The organism is Peredibacter starrii, assembly GCF_034259205.1.
Taxonomy (GTDB): domain Bacteria; phylum Bdellovibrionota; class Bacteriovoracia; order Bacteriovoracales; family Bacteriovoracaceae; genus Peredibacter; species Peredibacter starrii.
This window is the reverse complement of record NZ_CP139487.1, coordinates 2,181,720-2,206,365: the sequence shown is the minus strand read 5'-3', so window position 1 is coordinate 2,206,365 and position 24,646 is coordinate 2,181,720. Positions and strand designations below refer to the sequence as shown.

The following is a 24,646-nucleotide window of genomic DNA, read 5'->3' as shown; positions in this document are numbered from 1 at the left end:
GAGGGAAAAAGTCACATGATTTTCAATAAAAGCGGTCATCCGGTAGAAGTTAAAAAAATTTCAATTCGCCTATGGAGCCTTCGTGATGAAATCGAAGCGGCCCTAGGACGTAGAATGAAAGAATGTGAGGCCGCGGGTGTTCCTCTTTATATCGAAGACATCAAAAAGTTTTATAATCTAAATGCCCCATCTTCCCCTGATAACGTTTTCCAACTGAAGCCAAAAGAATCAGATGCTGATGGTATGGCGTCACTTATGGAATCAGTGGCAGAAGACGCTAAAGAAGACGAGGCCAAGGCAGACTCCCCTGAGGCGGCCAATACGCTTAACGAAGCGGAAGAAATCATTGCTGAGCAAACCATGCAGGGCCATGAAACGAAGAAGCCAAATCCTATTCTAGAACGCCCGTATCAGCGTCAAGCACCGGACCTTAACAAGGTCTCTTATGGCTTCGTTCTTCTCTCAGATATCAATATGGACAGTATCTTGAGCTTTACCAAGGACAAGTTCCTTCAAGGTCAGTCAGTGGTTGTAGAGTTCCTTATCCCTCAGAACTTTATGATGACGGCGGATGTGACCTATTGCCATCACTACGCCATGAGAAGCCGAATCATTAGCTCAACTAAGCCGGATTATCGTCTTCAATGTAAGTTTTCTTACTCAATCCCTGGCGAGAGAGAAAACCTTAGAAACTTCTTAAAGTCGATTGAGCCAACAATCACTGACAAGAAATCTAAGAAAGAAGATGATTCCCTTGGAATTTAATCTCAGCGTATAATGTTCCCATGAAAGCATTACTTCGCCCGTCGCTATCCACGTTCCTCGTGGCCTTTTTCTTTTTGATTCTTTTATTTCTGGGACTATTCGCAGAAGTATTTGAATCCCAAACTCCTGAAGTGGACATCGCTCAGATTTATGCGAACCCGGTGCCTGTCAATGAACTCCAAAGTTTGAAGACTCTGAAGCTTTCCAATAAGCACGGATCTTTTCTGTTCGAGAACACAGACCCCCAAGGTAACCTCGCGGGCCCTTGGCAGATGCTTGAACCACAGGCCCTTCGCGTGAAAGGTGATGTGGTTGCAAAGATCATTGATGCGCTTAATGTGATTCGTGTTCGTAACTTTCACCGTCTTGAGCCAATTAACATCACGAGTTTTTCTCTGGATAATCCAACCCTGACTCTCCTATTCACGAATACTCGTGATAAATCTTTCGAAATTAAAATGGGTCTTATTAACCCGATTGATAACTCGGCCTATCTTTCACTCTCGTCACAAGATCAGATTTATCAGATTGATCCAATTGAAATGACTCTTGAGAGTTACGATCTGGCCCAATTAGTTGAATCAAAAGTATTCGCCGTGAATCTTGATTCACTCGCTTCGCTTGAAGTGTATGGGAACAATACTTTGGATCTGAAGCTCCTTAAAAAAGATGATCAATGGGTAGATCAGAGTGGCGTAGTTCTGGCGGAAGCAAAAGTTAAGCGCTTCTTTGAACGCTTAGAAGACATGAAGAGTTTCTCGATTCTAGATAAGTTAAATACAGACCAACAAATCTTCATGGAAAAGGTCATGGCCACCCCGGAATTCAGTTTAAAACTGATTTCGGCCTCAGGTGTGCGTACTTATATCATTGCTCCGATTAAAGGCCAGATTCCAGGCATGAACGTGGTTAAGAGCGATACTTATGCTTTATCGACGGATGAGAAACAGTCATTTGTTTTGATTGATAAAGATCAGCTGCGGATGCTATCGACGAAAAGTTCTGAGCTTAAATAAAATAAAAAAAGGGACCCTAGAGTCCCTTTTTTTATGAAATCTTTCTTTCGAAAATTACTTAATTTCTTTGTGTAGAGTGTGACGACGAAGATTTGAGTTATACTTCATTTTCTCAAGACGCTCTGGAGTCGTCTTTTTGTTTTTTGTTGTAGTATAACGAGAAGGTGAAGCACCTTCTTTTCTAGCTTCCGTACATTCTAAAGTAACAATAACTCGTGGTCCCTTAGCCATAATATCCTCGCAATGGTAATCATTTACTTAAAAGTCCACACACTATAGACTACCCGTAAGTGCTTGACAAGTATTAGTTGATGGAGAGAGTCGGATGCAATGCGTAAATATCGAAAATTGGACATATACACGTTATGAGAAAGGTAATTTCATGGCGATGATCAGTTTCGGGGCCAATCCAGAAAGCATGGCCGATGATCGTTTGGAATATTATGTGACCGTGCTGGAGAACGAAGAAAAAGAGGTTTTCCAGGAAACGTTTGATTCCCTATCAGATGCTTGTTTCTACCTGAATGAAAATTACAGCGATTGGACCTTCGAAGACCAGACGGCTACAAAATCTGGTTGCTCGACCTGTGCTGCTCACTAAAATCCGGAAAGTATTTCTGAATCTGATCTTCTGAAAGAAGACCCTTCATCGTAGCAGGAGAAAATTTCGCTCCTGTTTCTTCGATGATCCCCTTACGAATAGATTTCACTCCCTCTGACGTTTCTAAATCAAAGAGCGGAGTTTCACCCCACAACCATTCCCAACTTCTTAGCATATTAAAACTCGCCTGAAGCTCAGGAAGAGATAAGAGACTTCCATCTAACTCAATGGCAACAGTGCGAAGATCATGGGCCACAAGCTCAATTACGTCCTGAATTTCCACTCCCGGGTGACGCTGCTGCAGACTAATAACTTTTGAACGAACTGAAGCAATCGATTTGGTATTTTTAGGCACCATTGTTTGCTTCAAACTCTCTTCGAGTTTATTTAAATCAGAACTTACAAGAAATGTACCGTGGTGAAATGAGGCCTCACGAGTCTGCTTATAAGCAGACCCAGAGATCTTCTTCCACTCACCATTTTCATCCTGAAGCCATAAATCATTTCGAGGTGAAATCTGAAGTTCAATGCCTGCTTTGGCAAAGGCACCTTTTAAAATTTCAGCGTGCTTCTTTCGATCAATCATCCCTTCCGGAACGATGAAGCTAAAATTTAAATTCCCTTCGTCATGAAAAACGCAGCCGCCGCCACTTTGACGTCTCACCATCCAAATATCATTTTTCACCAGATACGGAAGGTTACATTCCACCCATGGATTCTGAAAGCGGCCAAGCACAACGCTTGGACGATTCACATAGAAAAATAACAACGGAAGATCCGCTCCCCCACGCAGGAAATGATCCTCTAGTGCGAGATTGATAAAGGGATTATTAAAGGGCGAAGTGAAGACTTTTATCATGAGGCCATGATAAGCTTTTCCCCATGAAAGAACAATCAATGAGCGTCATCTTGCCGGCACTTCCTATCGTGGGAACGCTTAAACTCACAAGCTTTGACGGCAAAACCTTGAGTTCCATCCACGTGGTAGAACCTTCGGTCCCGGGTGAAAGAAACATCTTCTTTGAAGACTGCTTTCAAAAACTTCTTTCTTATCTAGAGGGTAAATCCGACTCCCTTGATATCCCGACTGATCTCTCCCAAGTTTCCCCTTTTCATCTAGAGGTTTTAAACGCCATGATAGAGATTCCCTTTGGTCAGGTCGCCTCTTACCGCGATCTAGCTGTTAAAATGAATTCTCGCGCGTTTCAGGCCATCGGAACTGCCTGTGGGAGAAATCCTCTGATGCTGATTTATCCATGTCACCGAGTTGTTGGTTCTAAAGATCTGGGCGGCTTTGCCCATGGTCTGGAAATGAAAAAAGCGCTCCTAAAGTTAGAGAGCGCTTTGTAGTTTTTATTCTTTGTTCTTTTTTCCAATGAAGCATGGATGACCAAAGAGACATTTTGCATTGATGTTCTTTGCCACTTCTGGTGGAACCATTGCTTCCCAGCCTGGCTCATTATTCACAACCATCTGAAGAACTTTTGATGAGTAGATATGAAGAATGTCTTTATTGTAATTGGCAACATCATCGATCTGTTTCATCGCTTTGATGTGAGCGAACAAGTGATCAAACTGCGTTGGAACTTTTAAGTTCGCGAGCGTTTCAATGGCACCTTGCTCAGACTTGTATGGATAAATATAAACCTTTACGTTATGACGGAAAAGCTGGCCCAAGGCCGCTAAGATTCCACCTTCAACGTTGGCGTATTCTTCAGTGAAGATCTGCTGGAAGTTATAAATACCAAGTACCAGACCTAAGTGAGGAACGTTAAATTTTGCGAAGTAGTTGGCAAGTTTGTAGTACTGAGGATAGTTCGTGATTAACACTTTCTGTCCCATGGCACACATAAGATCCACACGGGCGAGGAAATCCTCTTTCGTGATATCGCCATCATCAGCTTTAAGAGTTGAAATGGTGATTTCAGAAATCGTCACCACATCTTCAACTTTCTTACCATGATCTTTCGCAAAATTGGCCACACCGGTTTTGATCATATCCATACTTACAAGTGTAGGTGGACGGTATGAACCACGGACCACGAGAACGTCTTTCTTATAAAGAACATCATTGGCCAGAACCACTTCTCCCTGCTCATCAAACATGATGGCGTGAGTGTAACCTTCTTTTAGAAGTTGAAGGTTCATCAGGCGGTTATCAATTTCTTTAAAGACTTTTCCACCAAAACGAATGAAGTTAACTTCAATTCGAGAAGTATCAAGGTGATCCATGAGTGAACGAATAAAACACTCTGGATCGTGAGATAAAAACATTGAAGCGTAAGCAAGGTTCAGCCCCATGATCCCAAGAGCATCTTGTTGTAGAAGATTCTGAGGATCAAGCATACGCACGTGAATCACAACATCACTTACTTCCGAACCTGGAGCATCTTGAAAACGCATCCCAAGCCAACCGTGGGCCTCATTAGTTCTTTGGAAATTAAGTGCAGCGACTGTATTCGCGAAAACGAAGAACTGGTGATTCTTACCGCGAGTCTCTCCTAAGCGTTCTTCCAGAAGTTGAAACTCTTTATCGAGCATTCTTAGAAGTCTGGTTTGAGAAACATAACGACCTGACGGTTCTTTTCCATAGATCGAATCTGAGAAAGTCATGTCATAGGCAGAAATGGTTTTTGCGATTGAACCACTTGATCCACCGGCCTGAAAAAAATGTCGGGCAACTTCCTGTCCGGCGCCAATTTCAGCAAATGTTCCGTAAAACCTTTTTGCTAGATTGATTTTAAGTGCTTTCTGCCTAAGCGAGAGTATAGCTTCCATGATGGTTAGTTTCCCTTAAGAACCTGAAATTGTTGATTTCCCGTGGAATTGTATCACCAATTGTCTGTCTTTGAGGAGAAAAAACAGTAACTCCGGGCATCATTTTCCAGAGGGAAATGCCGATAAATCCATCAAGGAGTACTTTATGGAATACCTTATCTTTTCTGCGGCATTATTTTTGGTAACGGCCACTGTTTTGACTCTTAAAACCCGTGAACCGGCGATGAAGCTTGTGAGAATCGAGAAGCCTAAGAAATAGGCCCCTCGATCTAGAATTTTTTATTGGGCAAGATACTTAGAAACCACCTCAAAAGTATCACGAGACGGTTTGTTATCCATGATTGTCTTCAAAGCCGCCTTCATTTCTGTCTGACGTTTAGAATCCAATTTATTAATCAATGAAAACGCGCCTGCAGCTCGAGATGCCACTTGAGGGTTGAAACCATCAATGTGACAAATTCTTTGGGCCACAAAGCGGTAAGCGGCGCCGTTATCATCATGGAAAGCATGAAGATTGTTTTTAGCAAATTGAAGATAAAGAGATCTTAGATAGTTCGGAACTTGCTTCTGGAAAAGCACGTTCTTCTCTAATTTCTCAATGCGCTCAAGAGCAAATTTCTTCGGAGAATATGCGGCCAGAGAGCTAAACCACTTAAGCATCACAAGTGAGTCGTGCTTCCACTTCTGATAGAACTTTTGAATTGAATCATGCTCAAGCTCTACGCCGCTTGCGATATAAAGTTGTAGAGCGTGGATTTCTTCCGTCATGTTAGTAGCATTACCGTAGTGCTTATCAAGGGCCTCCATACCGGCCTTCGTTTCAGAGGCAACAAGATATGTGAGACATTGATTTTTTAATGCTCTTTCACCAAATGCTTTTGGAGTAAGCTCAAACTTGCTCACTTTTGAAAGACGCTCATGCTCCTTTAGGAACCAATCCTGGAATTCAAGACCAAGTTTCTTACGAAGATGACCGTGAACAGTATGAATGGCATCAAAGTCCGGCTGAATCATTTCTTGAGAAAGACCATTTTCAGTCGGTAGATCTAGAAGATATGACTTAAACGACAGATCAATGCTTTCATCTTTTAGAAGATTCTGGAACGCTGATTTAAACTCTGAAGTTAAATCAGGATTAAGTTTTCCATTCGCTTTGAAATAATAGAACTCGGCCTTAAATACGTGATCATAAATCTTTTGAGTCGCCTCATAACGGCAATAAGGATCTTTATTGAAACTCATGAGTTCAATCAGGTCTGCCACTTCATATGGATACTCAACAATAACTGGAGCTGAGAAACCCAAGTTAAGTGATGGAGTGACGTCGCCATTTACTTTGAAACGGAAAGTCTCTTTTAGGTTTTTAAGCTCTAAAAGATGCTCTTCTTCTTTCTTAGTTGTTTTATCAAGAAGACCAATCTTAAACGGCATTAGAAGAACGTTATTATCCTCAACCTTCACCGTCGGAAGTGGGTACTTCTGCTCGATATCCAGAACGAATTCATTGCCTTCTTTTCTCGAAGTCACTTTCAACGTTGGAGTGCCGGGACGTGAGTACCAGTTTCTGAACTGAGATAGATCCTTTCCACTTGCCACTTCCATAGCGTGTACAAAGTCTTCCGTCGTTACGGCCTGACCGTCGAAGAGCTCGAAATACTTATCCATCCCCTTACGGAACTTTTCTTTTCCGATCAGGGTGTGAATCATACGAATCACTTCCGCACCTTTTTCATAAACAGTGCGAGTGTAGAAGTTATTAATTTCAATATAGCTCGATGGACGAATCGGGTGACTTAAAGGACCCGCATCTTCCGCAAACTGTGAGTCTTTTAGAAGACGAACATCTTCCAGGCGTTTAACAGCACGTGAAAGCATGTCAGAAGAAAATTCCTGATCACGGAATACAGTCAGACCTTCTTTCAGCGTTAGCTGGAACCAGTCACGACAAGTCACACGGTTACCAGTCCAGTTATGGAAATATTCGTGACCAATCACTCCTTGAACGCCCTGGAAGTCGTGGTCAGTTGCACTTTTCTCATCGGCCAGTGTGTAAGTCGAATTGAAGATATTGAGGCCCTTGTTTTCCATGGCGCCCATGTTGAATGAATCAACCGCAACGATCATGTAAATATCAAGGTCATACTCTAAACCAAATGTTTCCTCGTCCCACTTCATACTCTGTTTAAGAGAGTTCATGGCGTGAGGAGTTTTCCCTAAATTGCCTTTATCAACGTAGATCTCAAGATCGATCTTGCGGCCTTTCATCGTTGTGAAAGTATCACGTGCCACATCGAACTCGCCGGCCACCATCGCAAAAAGGTAACTTGGTTTTCTGAATGGATCTTGCCACTGGGCCCAGTGACGTCCACCAGGAAGATCACCACTACCAATGCGGTTACCGTTAGAAAGAAGCGAAGGATATTGCTTCTTATCAGCGATCATTTTTGTTGTATATTTCGCCATCACATCCGGACGGTCGATGAAATAAGTAATACGGCGGAAACCTTCCGGCTCACATTGCGTACAAAGCTGAGGGCATGACTGGTAAAAACCTTCCAGGGCCTTGTTCTCGGCCGGATTGATTTTGTTTTGAATCTCAAGTGTGAATTCATCGTGAGTCACATTCAGGATCACAAGCTTGTCACTAGAAACCTGAAAACGATCATTCGGAAGAACTTCCCCGTTAAACTTAAGGCCCACAAGCTCCATGCCCTCGCCGTTCAGTTCCAGATTTAATTTTTGTCCAACTGAATCCTTGTGTTTCTCAATTCTCATCACTGAGGTCACCATCGAGTGATCAGCGTGAATATCAACCGTAAGATCAATCGTATCGATCGTGAATGGTGAAGGTCTGTAGTCTTTTAAGTAGATTGTCTTAGGTTGTTGCATGGATTTCCTCCAGAGTAATTTCGTAACCAGTGTGAGAGCGCACGTTGAGTACACCTGTATCAAAAATAAGATATTGCCCTTTGATTCCCATCAAGCGGCCAGTGACCTCATTCGTTTTATCCAGATTGAATGAATTCACTTTTTCAGGGTATTTCTCAACTGGATATTTGAACTTATAAATTTCTTGATCAAGTACAGTGACGTCGAAATGTTTTAAATCTTCCGCCACTTCTTTTAAAAGCTTGTCTCGCCATTCTTTCAAATCAATTGAATCAGGCTCGCCTTTAAGCATCTTTCGCCAGTCAGTCTTATCATTAATGTGCTTCTTGAACAGCACTTCCACCTGACCTGAAACAAATCTATTCTTAACTTCTAAAATTGGCAGTGCTTCACTGGCCCCTTGATCCATCCAACGAATAGGAACTTGAGTCTTACGAGTGATACCAACCTTTAAACCTGATGAATTGGCCAAATACACAATATGGTTTTTGAAACAGTTTTCTTCGCCCCATTGTGGTTCGCGACAAGTGCCTTTATCAAAGTGACAAAGTTCTGGCTTCAATATGCACAAATCGCATGACGCTAATTTCATCGTGCAGGGATAGCAGTGCCCTTCTGCATAAGATTTCTTGGTTTTTTTGCCGCAGTTCTCACAAATAATATTACCGGAGTAAGTTAAGCGGAGATCTTTACCAACAGCTTGGTTGAGGTCAAAACGCACCTCGCGGAGTTGCAATCCATAACTTACGACATCATCATGTCGCGTTTCCATTTTAGAGAGTGTACCTGTCAATTTCATGGGCCGAATTATCTAACAAATTGATGCATCTGTCTTAGAAATTTCTACCGACATTGCATTCGGAATATTTTGCACAATAATATTACCAAATGAGTTTTTAACTCAGTAAACCAACAAGGACGGTAAAATGAAAAAGTGGATGCTTTCACTTAAAGCGATGATTCTCATGCTCGCTATCGTGTTGACTCCAAGCTGCGGCCAGCAAACTGGCGGCGTGCCTGAGATCAACGGCGTTAAGGGCCCAATCTTTAACGTAGTCGATGGTCAAATTCTTATGACTTTCAAATTTTTAAACATGCAGGTTGATGCAGGTTTAAAGGCCCCAATTCCTAAGACACAACGTTCATTCTTTGAATTCGCACCAAACGTTATCGACGGTGGTATGATTCTAGCTCTATACCTAGACGTTGCTGATCTTGAAGCAATCAACATCGGCCTTGGCGATGGTAACTACCTTCCAGACGGCCGTGCTGTTCCAGGTATCCCAGGTGGTAAACTTGAGAACTCACTTCGTATCGATACGGCTTTCCACGATATGTCGTTCTATTACCACAAAGAACTATTCGGTGTTTGGATCCCAGTTGGATTTGAAACTGCTGGTATCTCTGGTTACTGGAACTTCAACGTTAACAACAAGCAAGCTGGTTTCCTAGGTCTTGTTGGTAATGACGAAGTACGTGGCTATAAAGCTGGTGCGATCGTTCTTCTTCGTATGGCAGCTCTTAAGGACAAACAACTTAAGCGTCTGATCAATCTTTCGAAGATGAACCCTCATCTTACTTACTAATTCCAGTTAGTTAGGGCCTCGCAAGAGGCCCTTTTCATGTAAAGTTTTCCCGAAATCTCCTTTTGTTCCCGCCTGCTCCAAAACCCCTAGTAAACTCCGATTTATGAAATCTTATTGGCTGGCCACAAGCTGTCTCGTGCTGTCCCTTCTCGCTTCATGTGGGAAAAAGGAACATGAAGACAAAGGCAATAACGACATTTCCACCCAGCCAACCGAGGCCGAGGTTTCTTTCTACGCTCAGAAAGAAATGAGACGTGCGGTAGTTGAGGACGATCTTCCGGCCCTGAGAAGGGTGCTGATGGAAAATAGCTTCATTAATTTGAATGAGATTCTCTTTGATGGGGAAACCTATCTCACTCTCGCCATTAAATATAACTTTAACCAAATCAGAAACTTCCTGATTGAGAAAGGCGCTGACGTTAACAAGGCCAATATCAATAAAGAAACTCCGCTGATGGTGGCGATTGCAAAGGGCCGCTCAAATTCAGTGAGAGTTTTATTAGATTTAAAAGTTGATCTGAATAAGAAAAATGCAGAAGGTGATACGGCCCTGATTGTTGCTATTAAGAATCTGGATGAAGATTCGGCCAATCTTCTTATCAATCAAGGTGCTAGCTTAACAATTCCGGATAAACTGGATCGCAGTCCTCTTCGAATCGCCGAAGAAAATCAGATGACGAGAATCGCTGAACTCATTCAGACTTATTTGAAAGTGGAAGTAGGGGCCCCGGATCTGGCGAGCTATAGAAGTGTTTTGGGCCAGGCCGATTACACTATGGTGAAGAAGCTTAACCAATTATTTCCAACTCTCCTGAAGAGTTATGATAACTGTAATCCTCTTAGCATTCTGGTTGATTCTCGAGATGAAAACAAGGCCATCTTAACCGCAGAATATCTTTTAAATGAAAACCTTTCTGATATCGATGGACCTAAAGATGCTGAGATCACACCTCTGATTAAATCAACGGTGTTAAAAAAACAGAAATTTGTAGACTTGTATTTAAGTCACAATGCCAATCCTCATCTATGGGACAAAGACGGAAAGTCGGCCCTCATTCATGCCATTGAACTTAATAGTTTGCCACTCGTGAAGTCGCTGATTAAGTTCTCCGCCGCCGAGAAATACACTTTCAGAAAAGACGGTAAGAAAGTCACCATCAGTGCTTGTGCCACCGCTAAAGAAATGGCGAAAAAGCTTCGTTCAAGCGAAGAAAAAGAAATTAACAGCAAGATTCAAGGCGAATTAGATTGCGGCTTTTTGAGCTGGCTTTTCTAAGCGGAAAACTGGAATCAATAAAAGAAGTCCAGGCACTGCTACCAACGTACAAACCACAAAGAACATTTCCCAACCCATCTGCTTTGCCATCCATCCTGTCGGACTGGCGAGGATTACGCGAGGAATGCCCATGAGGGCCGTGAGAAGCGCATATTGAGTGGCAGTGAACTGCTTATTGGTCAAAGAGGCCATATAAGCTGAATACGCGGCAGTTCCCATACCAGAAGCAAGGTTTTCAAACGCAATGATGAGGGCCAATGACATGAATGTCACAGGCATGGCCGGAAGAGCAGCAAAACCAAGAGTTGATACGGCCTGAAGAATACCGAAAGTGATCAAAGAGTAGCGCATGTTCATTCTAAGCATCATGGTTCCACCCAAGATTCCACCTAGAATTGTTGCAACCATACCGAAGGTCTTCGCCACAGTTCCGATATCAGTTTTTGAATAGCCGATATCCAGAATAAACGGAGTCGTCATATTCGAGGCCATGCTATCGCCCACTTTATACATCAGAATAAAGAGAAGCATGATCCAAGCACCCTTACGAGTGAAAAAATCCTTTAAAGGTCCCACAACTGCGGCCTTAAGATTGGCCGGAATTGGAATGTGATGATTTTCTTTAGGGGCCAGAAATGTGAAGAGAATCGCCGGCGCCATAAACACCGCAAGCCACATATACACATCTTTCCAAGGAATAGTGTCCGCGAGAATCAGAGCAAGGGCACCTGAAACCAGCATCGCTAAACGGTAACCTGTAATATAAAGAGATGAACCTAGTCCCAGTTCTTCATCAGGCAGAATTTCTCTTCTATAAGCATCAAGCACAACGTCCTGAGAGGCCGAGAAAAAGGCAATGAGGAATGCCCAAACACAAACGAGGTTGATATCAGTTTTAGGATTTGTAAGAGATAAACCAAGAATACAAAGAACCAGCATTACCTGGAACAAAAGCATCCACCCCTTTCGTCGAGAAAGAAATGGAAGTTTGTAACGGTCCAGGAGTGGCGCCCATAGAAATTTGAAAACATAGGGAAGGCCAAGAAGTGACACGAGACCAATGGCCGTCAGGTCAACACCTTCATCTGTCATCCACGCCTGCAACGTCGAACCAATGAGAAGAAGCGGAAGTCCCGCGCTATAACCAATAAGAAGCATGGATAGCATGCGGGTACTAAAAATCTTCTTCACAGTTTCAATCATAGGTATGTCGTCTCGTGATAGTGGAAAGCGTTCTTACCTAGGATATTCTCCGCGGTTTTCTTCTTGAAAACACCTTTTTTAAATTCGATCTTTTTGATCGCCTGTCCGAGTGCATGGGCCAGACCCGGAGGAACTGCATTTCCGATCTGACGGAACATGGCCGTCTGAGAACCGTGGAAAATGAAGTCATTCGGGAAACTCTGACATGCGGCCGCTTCACGTGGAGTGAGGTAGCGAGCTTCAGTCGGGTGGAAATAAGTTGTTCTCGCTGTAAGGATCGTTGGCGATGGCTCATTCAGCGGAAGACGCTGAAGACGAGTCTGACGGAAACGCTTTTCACGAAGAGTGTTCCAATCAATGCCGTAACGAAGTTTTTTTGGAAGATAGTTCAGTTCATCTTCCTGGTAACGAATCCCTTTTCCGGCCGGAATAAATTTCAGGCGTTCACGGTCTTCGACTTTTTTAATCTGAGCGGCCTTCACATCGTGATTATAGATCTGGCCATTTTTAGCTTTTAAGTTTTTGAACACTTCAGAAACCGTGCGAACTTTTTGTTTTGAACGCTTACCGTGAGTCACTTCAGGGAAAACACACTCTCCCCCTTTTACACCCATGATAATGGCGCGACGACGCTTTTCAGGCACACCAAATTCTTCAGCTGAAAGAACACGGGCATCCATGTTGTAGCCGAGCTTCTCAAAATATTGGAAAATTTTAGCAAGAATCGGTTGGTTCTTCTTGGCCACAAGACCAGTCACGTTTTCAAATAGAATAACTTTCGGCTGAGTTACTTTAACGATACGTACGAACTCTTTAAAAAGTTGGTTACGCTCATCCTCTACCTGGCCACGACCAACAGTCGAGAAACCCTGACAAGGAGGTCCACCAACAACCATATCAACTTTCTGACCTTTCAGAAGCTCAGTTAACTTTTTCTCTGAAAGTTTTTTAATGTCTCCCAAATAAACTGCTGCTTCGTGATGGTTTGCCGCAAAACTTTGAATCGCCTCTTTATTTGCATCAACGCCCAATAAACAACGGTGACCCGCCATTTCTAGACCGCAAGAGAGTCCGCCGCAACCAGAGAATAGATCGATAAAATTAAATGATTTAGTTTGTGTTTTCATTCTTTAATATTAGTTAGAACTTATTCGGAGTGTCTATCAGTTTTATAGCTCAAACTTTTGCATGATATTTCGAGCAAAGGTAGGTGCTCTTGTGGTGCATTTTTCACTCTTAAAACCAATTTTTTTTATGCTAAAATTCCCATAAAGATTTTTATCAAATTAAGAACAATTTTTTTTAACAAAGGGCTTGAATATGAAAAGACGTGAATTTTTAAAAACATCTCTATTTTTCGCCGCTGTTTCAACTGTAGTTGGAAAAGCTGCTGGTCTTCTTAACGACGCAGTTGCCGCAGGTACATTCGTTACAGCTGGTAAACTTGGTTATAAAGAAGTTTCTCCACAAGCTAAGAACGGCAAACAGTGTTCAACTTGTAAGCACTATAAAGCTGGCGCTGCAGGCGTGGGCGAATGTACTCTTCCAGCAATGAAAAATGCTATGAAGACTCCAACAGCTCCAATGGTAAAAGAAGGCGCTTACTGTAATATGTGGGCCAAAAAAGCTTAATTTAGATCTCAATAAAGCTTCATAAGAAGGCCCACTTCGGTGGGCCTTTTTTTATTTCGCCGGGTCAATTTCAAGCACTTAGGCAATCCGTCAAAAATTTGTCAGAAGATGTTAGTTTTCAATCTGTTCTTACTTTGGAATAAATGCCCCCGTTCAACGCACCTTTCCTCATAGGAGATGGAATGAAAAATCTAATCGCTTTGGCCTCGCTTCTGGCCCTTTCTCAAGCCTTCGCAGCTAATCAGAGTATCGAAGTTGTTTACGGCCCAGATAACCGACAGGATATCTATCAGGTTAGAAATCAGCTTCATCTTCAGCTTGCGCAAGCAACTGCCGGCATGATCGATGTTCGTCAGTTCCAAAAATCATCTAAACCAAACTTCTTCGACCTTGTAGGGACACAATCTCTAGAGCGCGCGATGAATATCTGTCCTTCAGAATCATTCTCTCAGCAGCCAATCGCTCCGAACTGTTCGGGCTTCCTGGTTTCTCCTGATACTTTGATCACTGCAGGTCACTGTTACAAATCATTCTCTACGCCAGAGAACGTTTGTAGAGGTTTCGCATGGGTGTTCGGCTACGATATGAAGTCGCCGACTGCTAACCCTACAAAAGATATCTCAGTAACAAACATCTATACTTGTAAGTCAGTAGTTGCTGCTGAACTTAATCAGACTCTAGACTACGCGATCATTAAGCTAGACCGTCCAGTTACTGGCCGCACTCCACTTAAGTTCCGTACAACTGGGAAAATCGCCAACAACGCTCAGCTTGTTGTTATCGGTCACCCAACTGGTCTACCAACTAAGGTTTCTCCAGGTGCTAAAGTTACAAGAAATACAGACTCAACAAAGTTCTCTACTAACCTGGATACTTTCCAAGGTAACTCTGGTTCAGCGGTATTCGATGCCAACACTGGTATGCTTGAAGGTATCCTGATCCAAGGTAGAACTGATTACCACCCAAGCAAAGAATCTGATCCTCGCAGCTGTTTAGTTGTAAACAAGTGTGACGAAAACATTCAAAACTGTGCTTTCGTAGGTAATGACAATCTTGGTGGTGTTCAATGGGGTGAAGTGGTTCTAAGAATTACGGCCCTTACTTCAAAAATCAAACAAGCTCAATTAACTAAGTAATCTCTAAAGGCCTCACTTCGGTGGGGCCTTTTTTTTTAGTCTTTAATAATCGCTCGCACATTCTCTACCGCCATTTCAACCAAGATCGTTTTCTGACGGGAAGTCTCGCCTTGAGTGAGATGGACACTTCGTTTAGGTATCTCCAAAGTCTCCGCAATAAATTCAATGAGGGCCTCATTCGCCTCACCATCAACAGGCGGAGCCTTGATTTTAACTTTTAATCTGTCGCCGTGTAGACCCGAGACCTCAGAACGAGAGGCGCCCGGTTGGACATAAAGAGAAAGGGTGCATCCTTTCGGATGCACCTTTAACCAATGAGACATTAATGACTGGCCTTCTTTTCGCGAGATAGTAGTGAGTAGAAGGCAGGAACTACAACGAGAGTCAGAACCGTTGAAACAATACAACCACCGATAATTGCCACGGCCATCGGCTTAAGTGCTTCAGAACCCGCACCCAGAGAGAAGGCCAGGGGAATCGCACCAGCAATGGTCGCGATGGTTGTCATAAGAATCGGACGAAGACGTTTTGGACACGCATCGATAAGAGCGTCTTTAACACTTAGTCCATCTTCACGACGCTGATTTGTAAAATCCACCAGGAGAATCGAGTTTTTCTTCACGATACCCATGAGGAGAATTAAACCAATCATCGAGTAAAGATTGATCGACTGACCCATCAAATAAAGTGCTAAGAACGCACCCGAGAAACTGAACGGTAGGGCCGTGAGAACCGTAATCGGATCGATGAAACTATTAAACTGAGTTCCCAGAACCATGTACGCAATCACAATACCCATGAGAAGAGCAAAAATTAAGCTCGTGAAGGCCTCGTTATATGTTTCAGCTGAACCTGATTCAATCAGAGTGTAACCGGCCGGAAGATGCTTCTGGGTAATCTCACGGACCTTTGCAAGTGCTTCACCCTGGGCCTTTCCTGGAGCAACACCTGAGAAAATTGTAATCGCACGTTGACGAGAACGACGGTTCACGGATTGAACACCTGGAAGTTCTTTTACCACAACCACATCAAGAAGTTTCACCAACTCTCCGCGAGTGTTACGAACATAGATCTTTTTAAGATCATCAAGCTTGTTCTTAGAAGCATCGGCCATCTTAATACGGATATCATTACGGTGACCGTCCTTAGAATACTTACCGATAACCACACCACCAATAAGCGCATTGATCGTTGTACCAATTTCTTGAACCGATACACCACGAAGCTTGGCCTTATCACGATCCGGGAAGACCTGGATCTCCATTACTGATTCTTTAAAGTCAGTATCAGTATCCACGTAGTAGCCAGACTCTTTCATCTCGCCCATAACATCACGAGCGGCCTTGATAAGTGTCGGCCAGTTTGGACCGATAAGAGTGAATTCAACCGGGAAACCACGACCAGAGGCCGAGAAACCAGACTGAGAAGTATCTTGAACGAAAACCTTCGCACCTTTGAATTCTTTGAAGTGAGCACGGAACTCATTTAACAGATCCGGCTGATAAGGAGTCTTGCCATCTTTTGTTTTTGGACGATCTTTTGGCTCTTTAAGAGTCACGAAAAGGTTCGCCGAGTTGGCCTCCATACTTCCGCCAAAGCCCCCTACTGCCACGAAGTAACGAAGAACTTCACCACGAGACATAAGGTATTTTTCAACTTCACGAGTGTGCTTGTCCGTGTACTCAAGAGATGAACCATCTGGTGTCTTCACGCGCATCATGAAGTTCGAAGTATCCTGAACCGGCACGAATTCTTTTGGAAGGAACTTCACCACGCCGAATGAAACGGCGAAGAAGACGGTCGATCCCAAAAGTAGGATCACTCTGTGATTCAAACATGTACGAAGAATGTTTGTGTAGAAATGAATAAGCTTTTCGAAGAACTTATCCACGGCCGCACCAATTTTAGAAGTACGACCTACTTCTTCCATAAACTGACTGGTACGCATCGGGGTCAGAGTCAGCGCCTCAATATATGAAAGACCTACGGCCACTGAAATTGTGATACCGAACTGGAAGAAGTACTTACCAATGATACCATCCATGAAGGCCACTGGAAGGAAGATCGCCATAATCGCCACTGTTGCGGCAAGAGCGGCGAAGGAAATTTCATTTGCTCCATCGCGGGAAGCATCAACACGATTTTTTCCCATCTCGTGGTGACGGAAAATATTCTCCAGAACCATGATGGCGTCATCCACTACGATACCAATCGAAAGTGAAAGGGCCAGGAGGGTAAAGGTATTGAGAGTAAAGTTCAGGTACTTCAGAATAACGAAGGCACCCAGAATTGATGTCGGAATCGCCAGAATAACGTTGATCGTGGCCGAGAATGAACCGAGGAACAACCAGCAGACAATTGCAGTCAGAATCGATGAGAGGATCAAGTTAAAGGTCAATTCGTGAATCGACTCATCAATGAACTTCGTGGTATCGAAGTTCACATAAAGCTCCATTCCAGGCGGAAGATCTTTCTGAAGTTCTTCCATCTTCTTTTTTACACCATCAGCGACCGCCATTGTGTTGGTACCACGCTGTTTACGGATACCAAGACCAAGAGCGTTTTTGCCGTTTGATCGAGAGATACGACGGACGTCAGCAATCCCCTCTTCAACATCAACCACTTGATCGAGAAACACTGGCATGAAGTTAGGAGATCCGCCACGACGGATAATCGGAAGTTTTTTAAATTCTGAAACCGAAGTTGCTTCACCGAGTGTACGAACGTTTTTTTCTTTAAAAGGATCTTCAATAAATCCTGACGGAGATTCTTTGTGTTCGGCCTGAACTGCACCGATAACATCATTAACTGTAAGCTCTAGCTTATTGAGTTTTTCATTGAAGGCCCAAACACGAAGGTTCGGATCGATGTAACCTGCAAGGAAAACGTCTGCCACGCCAGATACAGTCTGGAACTTGTCCTTAAGGACGTCACGAGTATAGGCCATAAGGTCTTTACGTGACATCTCAGGAGCAGCAACCGCAAGGAACATAATCGGACGGTCGTCCGGGTTAACTTTTGAAATGGTCGGAGGATCAATATCATCCGGAAGAAGTCGAGCGGCCTGGTTAATCTTCGATTCAATCTCAGACACCGCCACATCAATGTTCTTATTAAGGTTGAACTCAACTGAAATATTGGCCGTACCAAGACGAGCGGTTGAGGTAACGTTTTTTACACCTTCTACCGAAAGAACCGCAGATTCAATTGGATCAATTACATCTAGTTCCATTACTTCCGGCGCAGCACCTTCATAAATAACAGAAACGTTTACCACCGGAAAATCCACGTCTGGCATCTGGGACACACCCATCTTTCTCATGGAGATGTAACCAAAGATGATCATGGCGGCCATGAGCATCCAGGCGAAGACCGGTTTACGAATCGAAATATCGGATAAACTCATGGGAGAACTCCAGTAAGAGCTTCAAGGTTTTTATAGTTCATATGGGCCATGATACTGAGAGTGTTGTAAGTACGCTTACTCTCAATAAAGTAGTTTAGTGACTGAAGAACATCTAAGTTCGTCACAAGTCCATACTGGTAGTCTCTCTTATTCAGCTTATAGGCCTCTTCAGCTTTACTGTAGGCACCTTTAACTGCTTCAAGTTGAATCATCAACTGTGAAAGATTTTGATAACTGATCATCATATCTCTTTCGGCCGCACGAACAGTCTCAGAGCTGGTTAACTCAGCAATGCGTTTTGCTTCAACTGCTTCACGAACCGCCGCCTGCACTCCGCCCCCTTGATAAAGAGGAACAACAACCGCCAGCCCAACGTCCCAGTCAGAAGTTGATAATACACCGGTGCGGTCGAAGTAATAGTTACTGGTTAGATCTAATGAAGGTAAGTGACCACCGCGAGACACTTCAATTTGGCGATCGGCAACACGAACCTGCTGATTCACGGCCATGATGTCCGGACGACCTTTTACTTTATTTAAATATTCCTGCGAGCTCATTTGAAGCTTAGGAACATTTCCAAGTGTTGCGATCTCCCCCGGCTTCATTCTTGTATAGAATTCGAACGTCACTTCCGCTTGCTGGAGACTAATAAGTCCCGCTTGAAGTTGAGATTCGGCCGATTTCTCCTGGGCCTCAGCTTCAACCAACTCTCCACGACGTGAACGACCAATCGCTGTTCTTTCACGAAGTTCTTTCACACGCTCTTTAGTGAGTTTCAAAAACTCCTGAAGATTTAAGACATCAACCTGGGCGATATGAAGATTGTAGTAGGAGTTAATCACCAATTGATAAAGGTTCAGTTCACTTGCTTCTTTTTGGAATCTGGCCAGAAGAACGTTTTCTTTGGCCACTTGATAAGCGGCAATTGAACCACCACGAAGAAGCGGCTGAGTAAGTCTCAAGGCCGCCGAGTACTGTCTTGTTAGTAGGAAGGGAGAATTTCCGGCCGCATTGGGTGGATCAATTCTGGTGTATGAACCTACACCACTAATGTTAGGCAGGATCGTTGCCTTCGCACGATTTTCAGTTTCTTCATTGCGAGTGATGGTTGCATCGGCCCGCTTAAGAGTTTCCATGTTCTTTCTGGCGGCCTCAAATGACTCTTTTAAAGTCAAAGGGGCGGCAGAGGCCATGGAAGACATGAGGAAGAGAGATAACGTTAGTCTATACTTCATTCACAAATCCCATTAGTTTTTCAAGAACCAGAAGACCTTTTCCAAGATCAGTCTGTTCTTGTTTTGATAATCGTTTAATATTTTTTTCAAATTGATTTTCTAATTTCCCAAAGACCTTATTCAGGACCTTAGTGCCTTCGGCCGTAAGCTTGATATCCAAAGAACGGCGGTCTTTACCAGGAGTGCGTAAGGCATATTTCTTGCTTTCAAGCTGGCTAATCATTTTAGAGATGGCGGCAGTCGAAACCTGTAGAAGGTCCGCCATTTCGGTCTGTCCCTTGCCTTCCCTGATTAAAATCAAAACTCGGAGTTGCTGAAAAGATAATGGAACGGTAATCGCCGCGGCGGTAAGGCGGCGTATGGTTCTAATAGATAATGGAACAACCGAGAGGATGGATTTGGACAACATACTCAACCATGGCAATTGTTAACTTGGTTAAGTATAGGGTCTCTTGCGAGACCCTGTCTATATTATGGATTGTAACAAATTGTAACGATTGTGTTAAAAAGCGTATTTGAGATTCAATTGAACGAATGGAGCACTCTCTAAATTGAGAAGGAAGTTCTTCTTTTCTGAGAAGTTACGTGCTTCATAGAATTGACGGTCAAAGGCCCAGCCAGTGAAAAAGTCAAATCGGAATGCACGAGACAGACCGCCCTCAAACCCTGCACCTACTCGTCTCTCAAACCAGAAGAAACGATCTCTTTTTTTCTCTCGATCATCTCTGAAATAAGTCTGAGGAGCTTGCTCGTAACCGATGTAAGGAAGAAGAAATTTATACTTGGTATAAAGAAACTTTGCTCTGTGAGTCCAAGGAAGAATCCCGAAATAACGGAAAGAAAAATTTTCTCCAACAGGGGTCATCCAGTAAAAAATCGGGAATCCGATAATCATCGCTCTTTCTCTTGTCATTTCTTTGACATAAAGAAATCCCGGTAACGGAACATTGTTTAAGAAAGTTCGGTTGTTTGAATAGTTCACAAGTCCGAGCCACTTCTGATTGAATTTCTGAATGTAGTTCGCACTTATAGTGTTATCGCGATTGCTTTTAAAAGGTCGATCCGATGCCGAACCATAACTAATCGTTGTGAAAGCGAAGTTATCATTTTCAAGCATCCGTCTATAACCGATGCTTCCTTGAATATTGTAAAAATCATTCAACTGATTCGACCGAGCCGAGAGATCAAGCTTTTGCCATTTCCCTCCAAGCGTCACCAGGTTTTTTCCTTCATCGTAAACTTTTTGATTTGCCCCTACGGCCGTAGGCATGACCTGCGTCTGATCTCTTCCGCCATCAATGTCACTCATCGGCGAATAGCCGCCTTCAAGTTCAAGTGAAGTTTGAGGTGTGTTAGGTGCGAGAAATGAGAAAAAATCCTGTGCTTGAGCACAGTGAAAAACAAAGAGCGTGAGAAATAAAAATATTTTCATGACGAGATATCTTAGAGAGAAAAAAACTATTTATCTATGAATTAATCTAATCACGACAATTTTAATCAATGATTACATTTTCCAATGAGAGTAAATGTAAGATGGCATACCAAAAATAAATTTCTACAGTTTTATTACTGACGTTTCTCAAGGAGGAGACATGAGACTATTAGCCGTTATGGCCATTCTAGGCCTATCTTTTGAAGCCTTCGCAGGTTCATCTTACTTCCAGCCATTAGATGTAAAATCATTACATGACTTCGAAGTTCAACGTGAAAAGAAGGGCGAGGCCCCTCGTTTCGCTGTTCCTCACAAAGTATCTATTAAGCCATCTTGGGAAAAGGCCAAGGGTGGATACGTGTGGACACACCAAGTGACAGCTCCAAACGCTGTTTCGTTAAACTTTGGTTTCTCAAAGTTTAATCTTCCGGAAGGTGCTGAGCTGAACATTTATTCAGCCGATCGCTCTGAGTTCATCCGTCCATTCACTTCAGCAGACAACAATGCTGCCAAGGAACTTTGGACTCCAGTTATCATGAGTGATGACGTGATCATCGAAGTTTCAGCTCCAGCAGAAGTTGTTGGCCAGGTTGAAATCGAGCTTGGTCAAGTTGGCCAGGGTTTCAGAACTTTCGGTCAATCAACACAAAAAGCAGGAAGCTGTAACATTGATGTTGCTTGTACTGAATCAAGAGGATGGGAACAAGAAGTTAACTCTGTAGGTGTTATCTCTACAGGTGGTTCAACTTTCTGTACTGGCTTCATGGTTAACAATACTAACAATGATAAAACTCCGTTTTTCATGACAGCTAACCACTGCCGTATCAATGCAGGAGCTGCTCCTTCACTAGTTGTTTACTGGAACTACCAGACTTCTAAGTGTGGTGGTGCTCGTGACGGCAAAATGACTGATTTCCAAACAGGTTCAGTTCTTCTTGCAACTGGCACAAAATCAGACTTTACTCTTGTGAGACTTAACTCTCAGCCACGTCCTGAATGGAACGTAAACTTTGCTGGTTGGGACGCGACTGAAACAGGTCACGACTCTCCATCAACTGCCATTCACCACCCGAATGTTGATGAAAAATCGATCTCTTTCGATAACGATCGCGCAGTACTTTCTTCTTACTCTGGTCAATCATCTCCAGGCGATGGAACTCACGTTCGTGTAATCGACTGGGATAAAGGTACAACAGAGCCAGGTTCTTCAGGTTCTCCACTATTCAACTCATCTCACCGTGTAGTTGGTCAGCTTCATGGCGGTGGTGCAGCTTGTGGTAATGATCTTTCAGATTACTACGGCCGTCTGAACACTTCTTGGAAAGGTGACGGTACAAAAGGTGGATCTCTTAAAGATCACCTAGATCCAAATAAAACGGGTCGCATGGTTACTGATACTATCTAAGTTCTCTTCAAGGGCCTCACTTCGGTGGGGCCTTTTTTTTAGTAGATCACACCTTTCAGTGTCTCTTGAATCATACTCATAATTTCAAATTGGATTTCTCGATCATCATCAATTTCCGTGTGATCAAGTGGTGAAAGGATGTTTCTGACAGAAGTCTTCTCTTCACGACGGGCCACGTGAGGTCCATCATTCAAAAACAAACTCTTTTCGCCAAAGACATTGAGATGTTTTTTTACATTTTGAGGAACGATGTCATGGGAGAATCCCACGGCATCAATTGTTACCAATAGATCCACACCTTTAAACTTGTTACCAAGACTGTCTAGTTCATCGGCCACTTCAATCGCCGTATCTCCACCAAGACTGTGGCCCACAAGGATCACAGGATAGTCAGGGTGAACTTTTTTAATCTCTTTGATGATTTCTTCTTTCTGGTCCCAACCATAAAGGCGAGAGCCATCAACAGCTTCGGCCATACGACCTAGGCCCGCGTATCCAGACTCTGAATTTGAAGGAGAACTAAAGATATCAAGACCCTTAATAAAGAAGATCGCAGGTTTCTTTACAGAGCCTTCTTTGGCCTCTGGTTTTTTAACTGCCTCGGCCTTAATTTCTTCTTTGATCTCTTCTTTAACGATTTCTTTGGTAGGAACTTCAGGTTTTGGTTTGTTCAGACTCGGAAAGTCCGGAAGACTTGGCACCCCTGGAAGACTTGGGGCACTTGGAAGCTTCGGAGAACTAAGTTCAACCTTATAATCAGGACCGCTGCCAGTGGGTTTTAAGTCTAATGGATTTAAAACAGGCTTCAATGCCGAATTATTCTTCGGAGCGAGGGCCTTGGTTTGAGCGTAAGAACCTGGGGTGGTTAAATCAGTCTTCACTCTTAAAGTCTAACACCCTTTCAAAATACTCGTGAGACTGGGCAAAAGTTATTCCCGACCAAAACAATCCAAAAGTTTATTGTGCCCTTTCTCGATAAGTCCTTTATGAAAATGTTCCTTCTAACCCTCTTATTGCTCATCTCCGCCTGCGGAAAAGATCCCGGCAAGAAATCTTCTACCCAGGCCCAGAATCCCAATACTATTTTTGGTGCCAATCAGATTACGGTGAAGGTCTATTACGAAGAAGGCGCTGAACCTTATACACAAGATTCAGATCTCGCCCTCTTGAAATACTGGTCAATCTACCAGGCAAACATAGAGGCCCTGTTTAAAAATCGTTCACCCAAACCCACGCTGGTGATCCCCACATCTCTTAGTCAAATGACTAAAATTAAAACTGTAGGGAAGGCCAAATGGAGCATCGATGATGTTCTTTCACTTTCAAAAACCGTGGAGACTTCAGAAAGTGGACTGGTGTTTAAGATCTTTTTCGTGAAAGGTGAATACACTGAAAATAGCAACGTTTTAGGATTTCATATTTCTAATACCTACACGATGGCGATTTTTAAAGACGTAATTGCCAGAAGCGGATCAGAAGCAGAACGAATTCCTCAATATGTTGAACAGGCGACCATCATTCACGAAACCGGCCATGCCCTAGGTCTTGTGAATAATGGCCTACCAATGAAGGCCGCTCATCAGGACTCTGAACATGGGGCGCACTGTAATGAGCCTACTTGTGTGATGTACTGGCAAAACGAAGGAACTTCTGGTCTTAGAAACTTTGTGAAAAATCTCATTCAAACCAGAAGCATTGTGATGTTTGATTCCCAATGCCTGAATGATGCTCAAAACTATTAATCGCAGTATTTTTTAACGATTTTCAGAAGATCTTCCAGATCCATCGGCTTGTAGAGACGACTTACATCGCTGAGAAAATCAAACTCATCCATCTGTCCCATAGCACTGCTGATAACAAGAGGAATTTTTCCAAGAGTATCAGGATATTCAGATTTCAGGGTTTTGATAAAAGTAATCCCGTCCATTTCTGGCATGAGATAATCAACAATGATAAGTCCCGGATAACGAGACTCTTCATATGAACTAAGAATGTCCAGGCCCTGTTTGCCGTTCTCAGAAACTTCAACTTCATAACCTTCTTCTTCAAGGGCAAACACGATGACGTCGCGAACATCAGCATCATCATCAATGACAAAGACTTTTTTCATTCCTACTCTCCCCAAAGGTAACTTTGGTCATACCATTAATTCCTAATTAGGAACAGTCGAAGATCACTCACTTCACTAACCATATGCATTAGGAGTGAAGAGTTTCGCAAGGATACTCCCACTAAAAACATCAGTATTAAGTTTAGCTTTATTTTGCCAACCTTCAACCCGGTTGA

24 protein-coding genes are annotated in these 24,646 nt (G+C 43.1%); 10 read left to right on the top strand and 14 right to left on the bottom strand.

Annotated features, from left to right (window positions below; genetic code table 11):
- The first annotated feature begins 15 nt into the window (after nt 1-15).
- The gene (locus tag SOO65_RS11250) at nt 16-765 is read left to right on the top strand and encodes a hypothetical protein (protein WP_321389648.1); all 750 of its coding nucleotides are present in this window, start codon (nt 16-18) and stop codon (nt 763-765) included.
- A 20-nt stretch (nt 766-785) separates the two neighbouring features.
- Nucleotides 786-1,781 carry a DUF4340 domain-containing protein gene (locus SOO65_RS11245; protein ID WP_321389644.1) on the top strand — a complete coding sequence of 332 codons (996 nt, stop codon included), beginning with the start codon at nt 786-788 and terminating at the stop codon, nt 1,779-1,781.
- A 54-nt stretch (nt 1,782-1,835) separates the two neighbouring features.
- On the opposite strand, the gene rpmG is transcribed toward SOO65_RS11245, so the two are convergent.
- The gene (gene rpmG, locus SOO65_RS11240; protein ID WP_321389641.1) at nt 1,836-2,012 is read right to left on the bottom strand and encodes a 50S ribosomal protein L33; all 177 of its coding nucleotides are present in this window, start codon (nt 2,010-2,012) and stop codon (nt 1,836-1,838) included.
- Between the two features lie 94 nt (nt 2,013-2,106).
- On the opposite strand from rpmG, the gene SOO65_RS11235 reads away from it, so the two are divergent.
- A complete protein-coding gene (locus SOO65_RS11235; protein WP_321389636.1) occupies nt 2,107-2,382 on the top strand; it encodes a hypothetical protein in 276 nt (91 codons plus the stop codon).
- Here SOO65_RS11235 and SOO65_RS11230 read toward each other — a convergent pair.
- Nucleotides 2,345-3,241: a lipoate--protein ligase family protein gene (locus tag SOO65_RS11230; RefSeq protein ID WP_321389632.1), complete on the bottom strand. Its 897-nt coding sequence runs from the start codon at nt 3,239-3,241 to the stop codon at nt 2,345-2,347. The two genes, SOO65_RS11235 and SOO65_RS11230, sit on opposite strands and share 38 nt — an antisense overlap.
- Nucleotides 3,242-3,264: 23 nt before the next feature.
- Between SOO65_RS11230 and SOO65_RS11225 the strand changes: the two genes are divergently transcribed.
- On the top strand, nt 3,265-3,732 hold the full coding sequence (locus tag SOO65_RS11225; RefSeq protein WP_321389630.1) for a methylated-DNA--[protein]-cysteine S-methyltransferase: 468 nt from the start codon (nt 3,265-3,267) through the stop codon (nt 3,730-3,732).
- 3 nt (nt 3,733-3,735) lie between these two features.
- On the opposite strand, the gene SOO65_RS11220 is transcribed toward SOO65_RS11225, so the two are convergent.
- The 3 genes from SOO65_RS11220 to SOO65_RS11210 all read right to left on the bottom strand — a co-directional run bounded on the left by SOO65_RS11220 (nt 3,736) and on the right by SOO65_RS11210 (nt 8,842).
- Nucleotides 3,736-5,160 (bottom strand): hypothetical protein, encoded by a 1,425-nt coding sequence (locus SOO65_RS11220; protein ID WP_321389627.1) that lies wholly within the window; start codon nt 5,158-5,160, stop codon nt 3,736-3,738.
- A gap of 279 nt (nt 5,161-5,439) precedes the next feature.
- Nucleotides 5,440-8,049 carry an aminopeptidase N gene (gene pepN / locus SOO65_RS11215; protein ID WP_321389623.1) on the bottom strand — a complete coding sequence of 870 codons (2,610 nt, stop codon included), beginning with the start codon at nt 8,047-8,049 and terminating at the stop codon, nt 5,440-5,442.
- Complete coding sequence (locus tag SOO65_RS11210; protein ID WP_407677012.1) at nt 8,036-8,842, bottom strand: DUF2797 domain-containing protein; 807 nt, start codon at nt 8,840-8,842, stop codon at nt 8,036-8,038. Before SOO65_RS11210 ends, pepN begins: the two co-directional genes overlap by 14 nt.
- Nucleotides 8,843-8,975: 133 nt before the next feature.
- On the opposite strand from SOO65_RS11210, the gene SOO65_RS11205 reads away from it, so the two are divergent.
- The gene (locus tag SOO65_RS11205; RefSeq protein WP_321389618.1) at nt 8,976-9,635 is read left to right on the top strand and encodes a hypothetical protein; all 660 of its coding nucleotides are present in this window, start codon (nt 8,976-8,978) and stop codon (nt 9,633-9,635) included.
- 103 nt (nt 9,636-9,738) lie between these two features.
- The gene (locus tag SOO65_RS11200) at nt 9,739-10,911 is read left to right on the top strand and encodes an ankyrin repeat domain-containing protein (RefSeq protein WP_321389616.1); all 1,173 of its coding nucleotides are present in this window, start codon (nt 9,739-9,741) and stop codon (nt 10,909-10,911) included.
- Here SOO65_RS11200 and SOO65_RS11195 read toward each other — a convergent pair.
- Nucleotides 10,879-12,102 carry an AmpG family muropeptide MFS transporter gene (locus tag SOO65_RS11195; protein WP_321389609.1) on the bottom strand — a complete coding sequence of 408 codons (1,224 nt, stop codon included), beginning with the start codon at nt 12,100-12,102 and terminating at the stop codon, nt 10,879-10,881. The two genes, SOO65_RS11200 and SOO65_RS11195, sit on opposite strands and share 33 nt — an antisense overlap.
- Nucleotides 12,103-12,110: 8 nt before the next feature.
- Nucleotides 12,111-13,241 (bottom strand): DNA cytosine methyltransferase, encoded by a 1,131-nt coding sequence (locus tag SOO65_RS11190; RefSeq protein WP_321389607.1) that lies wholly within the window; start codon nt 13,239-13,241, stop codon nt 12,111-12,113.
- 193 nt (nt 13,242-13,434) lie between these two features.
- Between SOO65_RS11190 and SOO65_RS11185 the strand changes: the two genes are divergently transcribed.
- Nucleotides 13,435-13,746, top strand: a complete 312-nt coding sequence (locus SOO65_RS11185; RefSeq protein ID WP_321389604.1) for a hypothetical protein — start codon at nt 13,435-13,437, stop codon at nt 13,744-13,746.
- A 182-nt stretch (nt 13,747-13,928) separates the two neighbouring features.
- The gene (locus SOO65_RS11180) at nt 13,929-14,882 is read left to right on the top strand and encodes a trypsin-like serine peptidase (protein WP_321389601.1); all 954 of its coding nucleotides are present in this window, start codon (nt 13,929-13,931) and stop codon (nt 14,880-14,882) included.
- 35 nt (nt 14,883-14,917) lie between these two features.
- On the opposite strand, the gene SOO65_RS11175 is transcribed toward SOO65_RS11180, so the two are convergent.
- The 5 genes from SOO65_RS11175 to SOO65_RS11155 all read right to left on the bottom strand — a co-directional run bounded on the left by SOO65_RS11175 (nt 14,918) and on the right by SOO65_RS11155 (nt 20,955).
- The gene (locus SOO65_RS11175) at nt 14,918-15,205 is read right to left on the bottom strand and encodes a DUF167 domain-containing protein (protein WP_321389599.1); all 288 of its coding nucleotides are present in this window, start codon (nt 15,203-15,205) and stop codon (nt 14,918-14,920) included.
- Nucleotides 15,205-18,288 carry an efflux RND transporter permease subunit gene (locus SOO65_RS11170; RefSeq protein ID WP_321389596.1) on the bottom strand — a complete coding sequence of 1,028 codons (3,084 nt, stop codon included), beginning with the start codon at nt 18,286-18,288 and terminating at the stop codon, nt 15,205-15,207. Before SOO65_RS11170 ends, SOO65_RS11175 begins: the two co-directional genes overlap by 1 nt.
- On the bottom strand, nt 18,285-19,523 hold the full coding sequence (locus SOO65_RS11165) for a TolC family protein (RefSeq protein ID WP_321389593.1): 1,239 nt from the start codon (nt 19,521-19,523) through the stop codon (nt 18,285-18,287). Before SOO65_RS11165 ends, SOO65_RS11170 begins: the two co-directional genes overlap by 4 nt.
- Nucleotides 19,513-19,788, bottom strand: coding sequence for a MarR family winged helix-turn-helix transcriptional regulator (locus SOO65_RS11160; RefSeq protein ID WP_321389590.1), 276 nt, complete (start codon nt 19,786-19,788; stop codon nt 19,513-19,515). The genes SOO65_RS11165 and SOO65_RS11160 overlap by 11 nt, the downstream gene beginning before the upstream one ends.
- 237 nt (nt 19,789-20,025) lie before the next feature.
- Complete coding sequence (locus tag SOO65_RS11155) at nt 20,026-20,955, bottom strand: hypothetical protein (protein ID WP_321389588.1); 930 nt, start codon at nt 20,953-20,955, stop codon at nt 20,026-20,028.
- Nucleotides 20,956-21,115: 160 nt separating this feature from the next.
- On the opposite strand from SOO65_RS11155, the gene SOO65_RS11150 reads away from it, so the two are divergent.
- Complete coding sequence (locus tag SOO65_RS11150; protein WP_321389586.1) at nt 21,116-22,360, top strand: trypsin-like serine peptidase; 1,245 nt, start codon at nt 21,116-21,118, stop codon at nt 22,358-22,360.
- 38 nt (nt 22,361-22,398) lie between these two features.
- On the opposite strand, the gene SOO65_RS11145 is transcribed toward SOO65_RS11150, so the two are convergent.
- Entirely contained in the window at nt 22,399-23,241 is an 843-nt protein-coding gene (locus tag SOO65_RS11145) for a lipase family protein (RefSeq protein WP_321389583.1), read from the bottom strand.
- Between the two features lie 105 nt (nt 23,242-23,346).
- Here SOO65_RS11145 and SOO65_RS11140 point away from each other — a divergent pair, with 105 nt between their 5' ends.
- Entirely contained in the window at nt 23,347-24,102 is a 756-nt protein-coding gene (locus SOO65_RS11140; protein ID WP_321389580.1) for a hypothetical protein, read from the top strand.
- Here the strand turns inward: SOO65_RS11140 and SOO65_RS11135 are convergent.
- Nucleotides 24,099-24,470 (bottom strand): response regulator, encoded by a 372-nt coding sequence (locus SOO65_RS11135; RefSeq protein ID WP_321389578.1) that lies wholly within the window; start codon nt 24,468-24,470, stop codon nt 24,099-24,101. The two genes, SOO65_RS11140 and SOO65_RS11135, sit on opposite strands and share 4 nt — an antisense overlap.
- Nucleotides 24,471-24,646: the final 176 nt, after the last annotated feature.

What these genes read in the sequence shown, in the direction of transcription:
- SOO65_RS11200 (WP_321389616.1), top strand. Translation starts at nt 9,739, where the DNA reads ATGAAATCTTATTGGCTGGCCACAAGCTGTCTCGTGCTGTCCCTTCTC.
- SOO65_RS11180 (WP_321389601.1), top strand. Translation starts at nt 13,929, where the DNA reads ATGAAAAATCTAATCGCTTTGGCCTCGCTTCTGGCCCTTTCTCAAGCC.
- SOO65_RS11140 (WP_321389580.1), top strand. Translation starts at nt 23,347, where the DNA reads ATGAAAATGTTCCTTCTAACCCTCTTATTGCTCATCTCCGCCTGCGGA.
- SOO65_RS11245 (WP_321389644.1), top strand. Translation starts at nt 786, where the DNA reads ATGAAAGCATTACTTCGCCCGTCGCTATCCACGTTCCTCGTGGCCTTT.
- SOO65_RS11225 (WP_321389630.1), top strand. Translation starts at nt 3,265, where the DNA reads ATGAAAGAACAATCAATGAGCGTCATCTTGCCGGCACTTCCTATCGTG.
- SOO65_RS11165 (WP_321389593.1), bottom strand. Translation starts at nt 19,523, where the DNA reads ATGAAGTATAGACTAACGTTATCTCTCTTCCTCATGTCTTCCATGGCC.
- SOO65_RS11185 (WP_321389604.1), top strand. Translation starts at nt 13,435, where the DNA reads ATGAAAAGACGTGAATTTTTAAAAACATCTCTATTTTTCGCCGCTGTT.
- SOO65_RS11190 (WP_321389607.1), bottom strand. Translation starts at nt 13,241, where the DNA reads ATGAAAACACAAACTAAATCATTTAATTTTATCGATCTATTCTCTGGT.
- SOO65_RS11235 (WP_321389636.1), top strand. Translation starts at nt 2,107, where the DNA reads ATGCAATGCGTAAATATCGAAAATTGGACATATACACGTTATGAGAAA.
- rpmG (WP_321389641.1), bottom strand. Translation starts at nt 2,012, where the DNA reads ATGGCTAAGGGACCACGAGTTATTGTTACTTTAGAATGTACGGAAGCT.
- SOO65_RS11175 (WP_321389599.1), bottom strand. Translation starts at nt 15,205, where the DNA reads ATGTCTCATTGGTTAAAGGTGCATCCGAAAGGATGCACCCTTTCTCTT.
- SOO65_RS11205 (WP_321389618.1), top strand. Translation starts at nt 8,976, where the DNA reads ATGAAAAAGTGGATGCTTTCACTTAAAGCGATGATTCTCATGCTCGCT.
- SOO65_RS11170 (WP_321389596.1), bottom strand. Translation starts at nt 18,288, where the DNA reads ATGAGTTTATCCGATATTTCGATTCGTAAACCGGTCTTCGCCTGGATG.
- SOO65_RS11220 (WP_321389627.1), bottom strand. Translation starts at nt 5,160, where the DNA reads ATGGAAGCTATACTCTCGCTTAGGCAGAAAGCACTTAAAATCAATCTA.
- SOO65_RS11135 (WP_321389578.1), bottom strand. Translation starts at nt 24,470, where the DNA reads ATGAAAAAAGTCTTTGTCATTGATGATGATGCTGATGTTCGCGACGTC.
- SOO65_RS11250 (WP_321389648.1), top strand. Translation starts at nt 16, where the DNA reads ATGATTTTCAATAAAAGCGGTCATCCGGTAGAAGTTAAAAAAATTTCA.
- SOO65_RS11155 (WP_321389588.1), bottom strand. Translation starts at nt 20,955, where the DNA reads ATGAAAATATTTTTATTTCTCACGCTCTTTGTTTTTCACTGTGCTCAA.
- SOO65_RS11230 (WP_321389632.1), bottom strand. Translation starts at nt 3,241, where the DNA reads ATGATAAAAGTCTTCACTTCGCCCTTTAATAATCCCTTTATCAATCTC.
- SOO65_RS11150 (WP_321389586.1), top strand. Translation starts at nt 21,116, where the DNA reads ATGAGACTATTAGCCGTTATGGCCATTCTAGGCCTATCTTTTGAAGCC.
- pepN (WP_321389623.1), bottom strand. Translation starts at nt 8,049, where the DNA reads ATGCAACAACCTAAGACAATCTACTTAAAAGACTACAGACCTTCACCA.
- SOO65_RS11160 (WP_321389590.1), bottom strand. Translation starts at nt 19,788, where the DNA reads ATGGCGGACCTTCTACAGGTTTCGACTGCCGCCATCTCTAAAATGATT.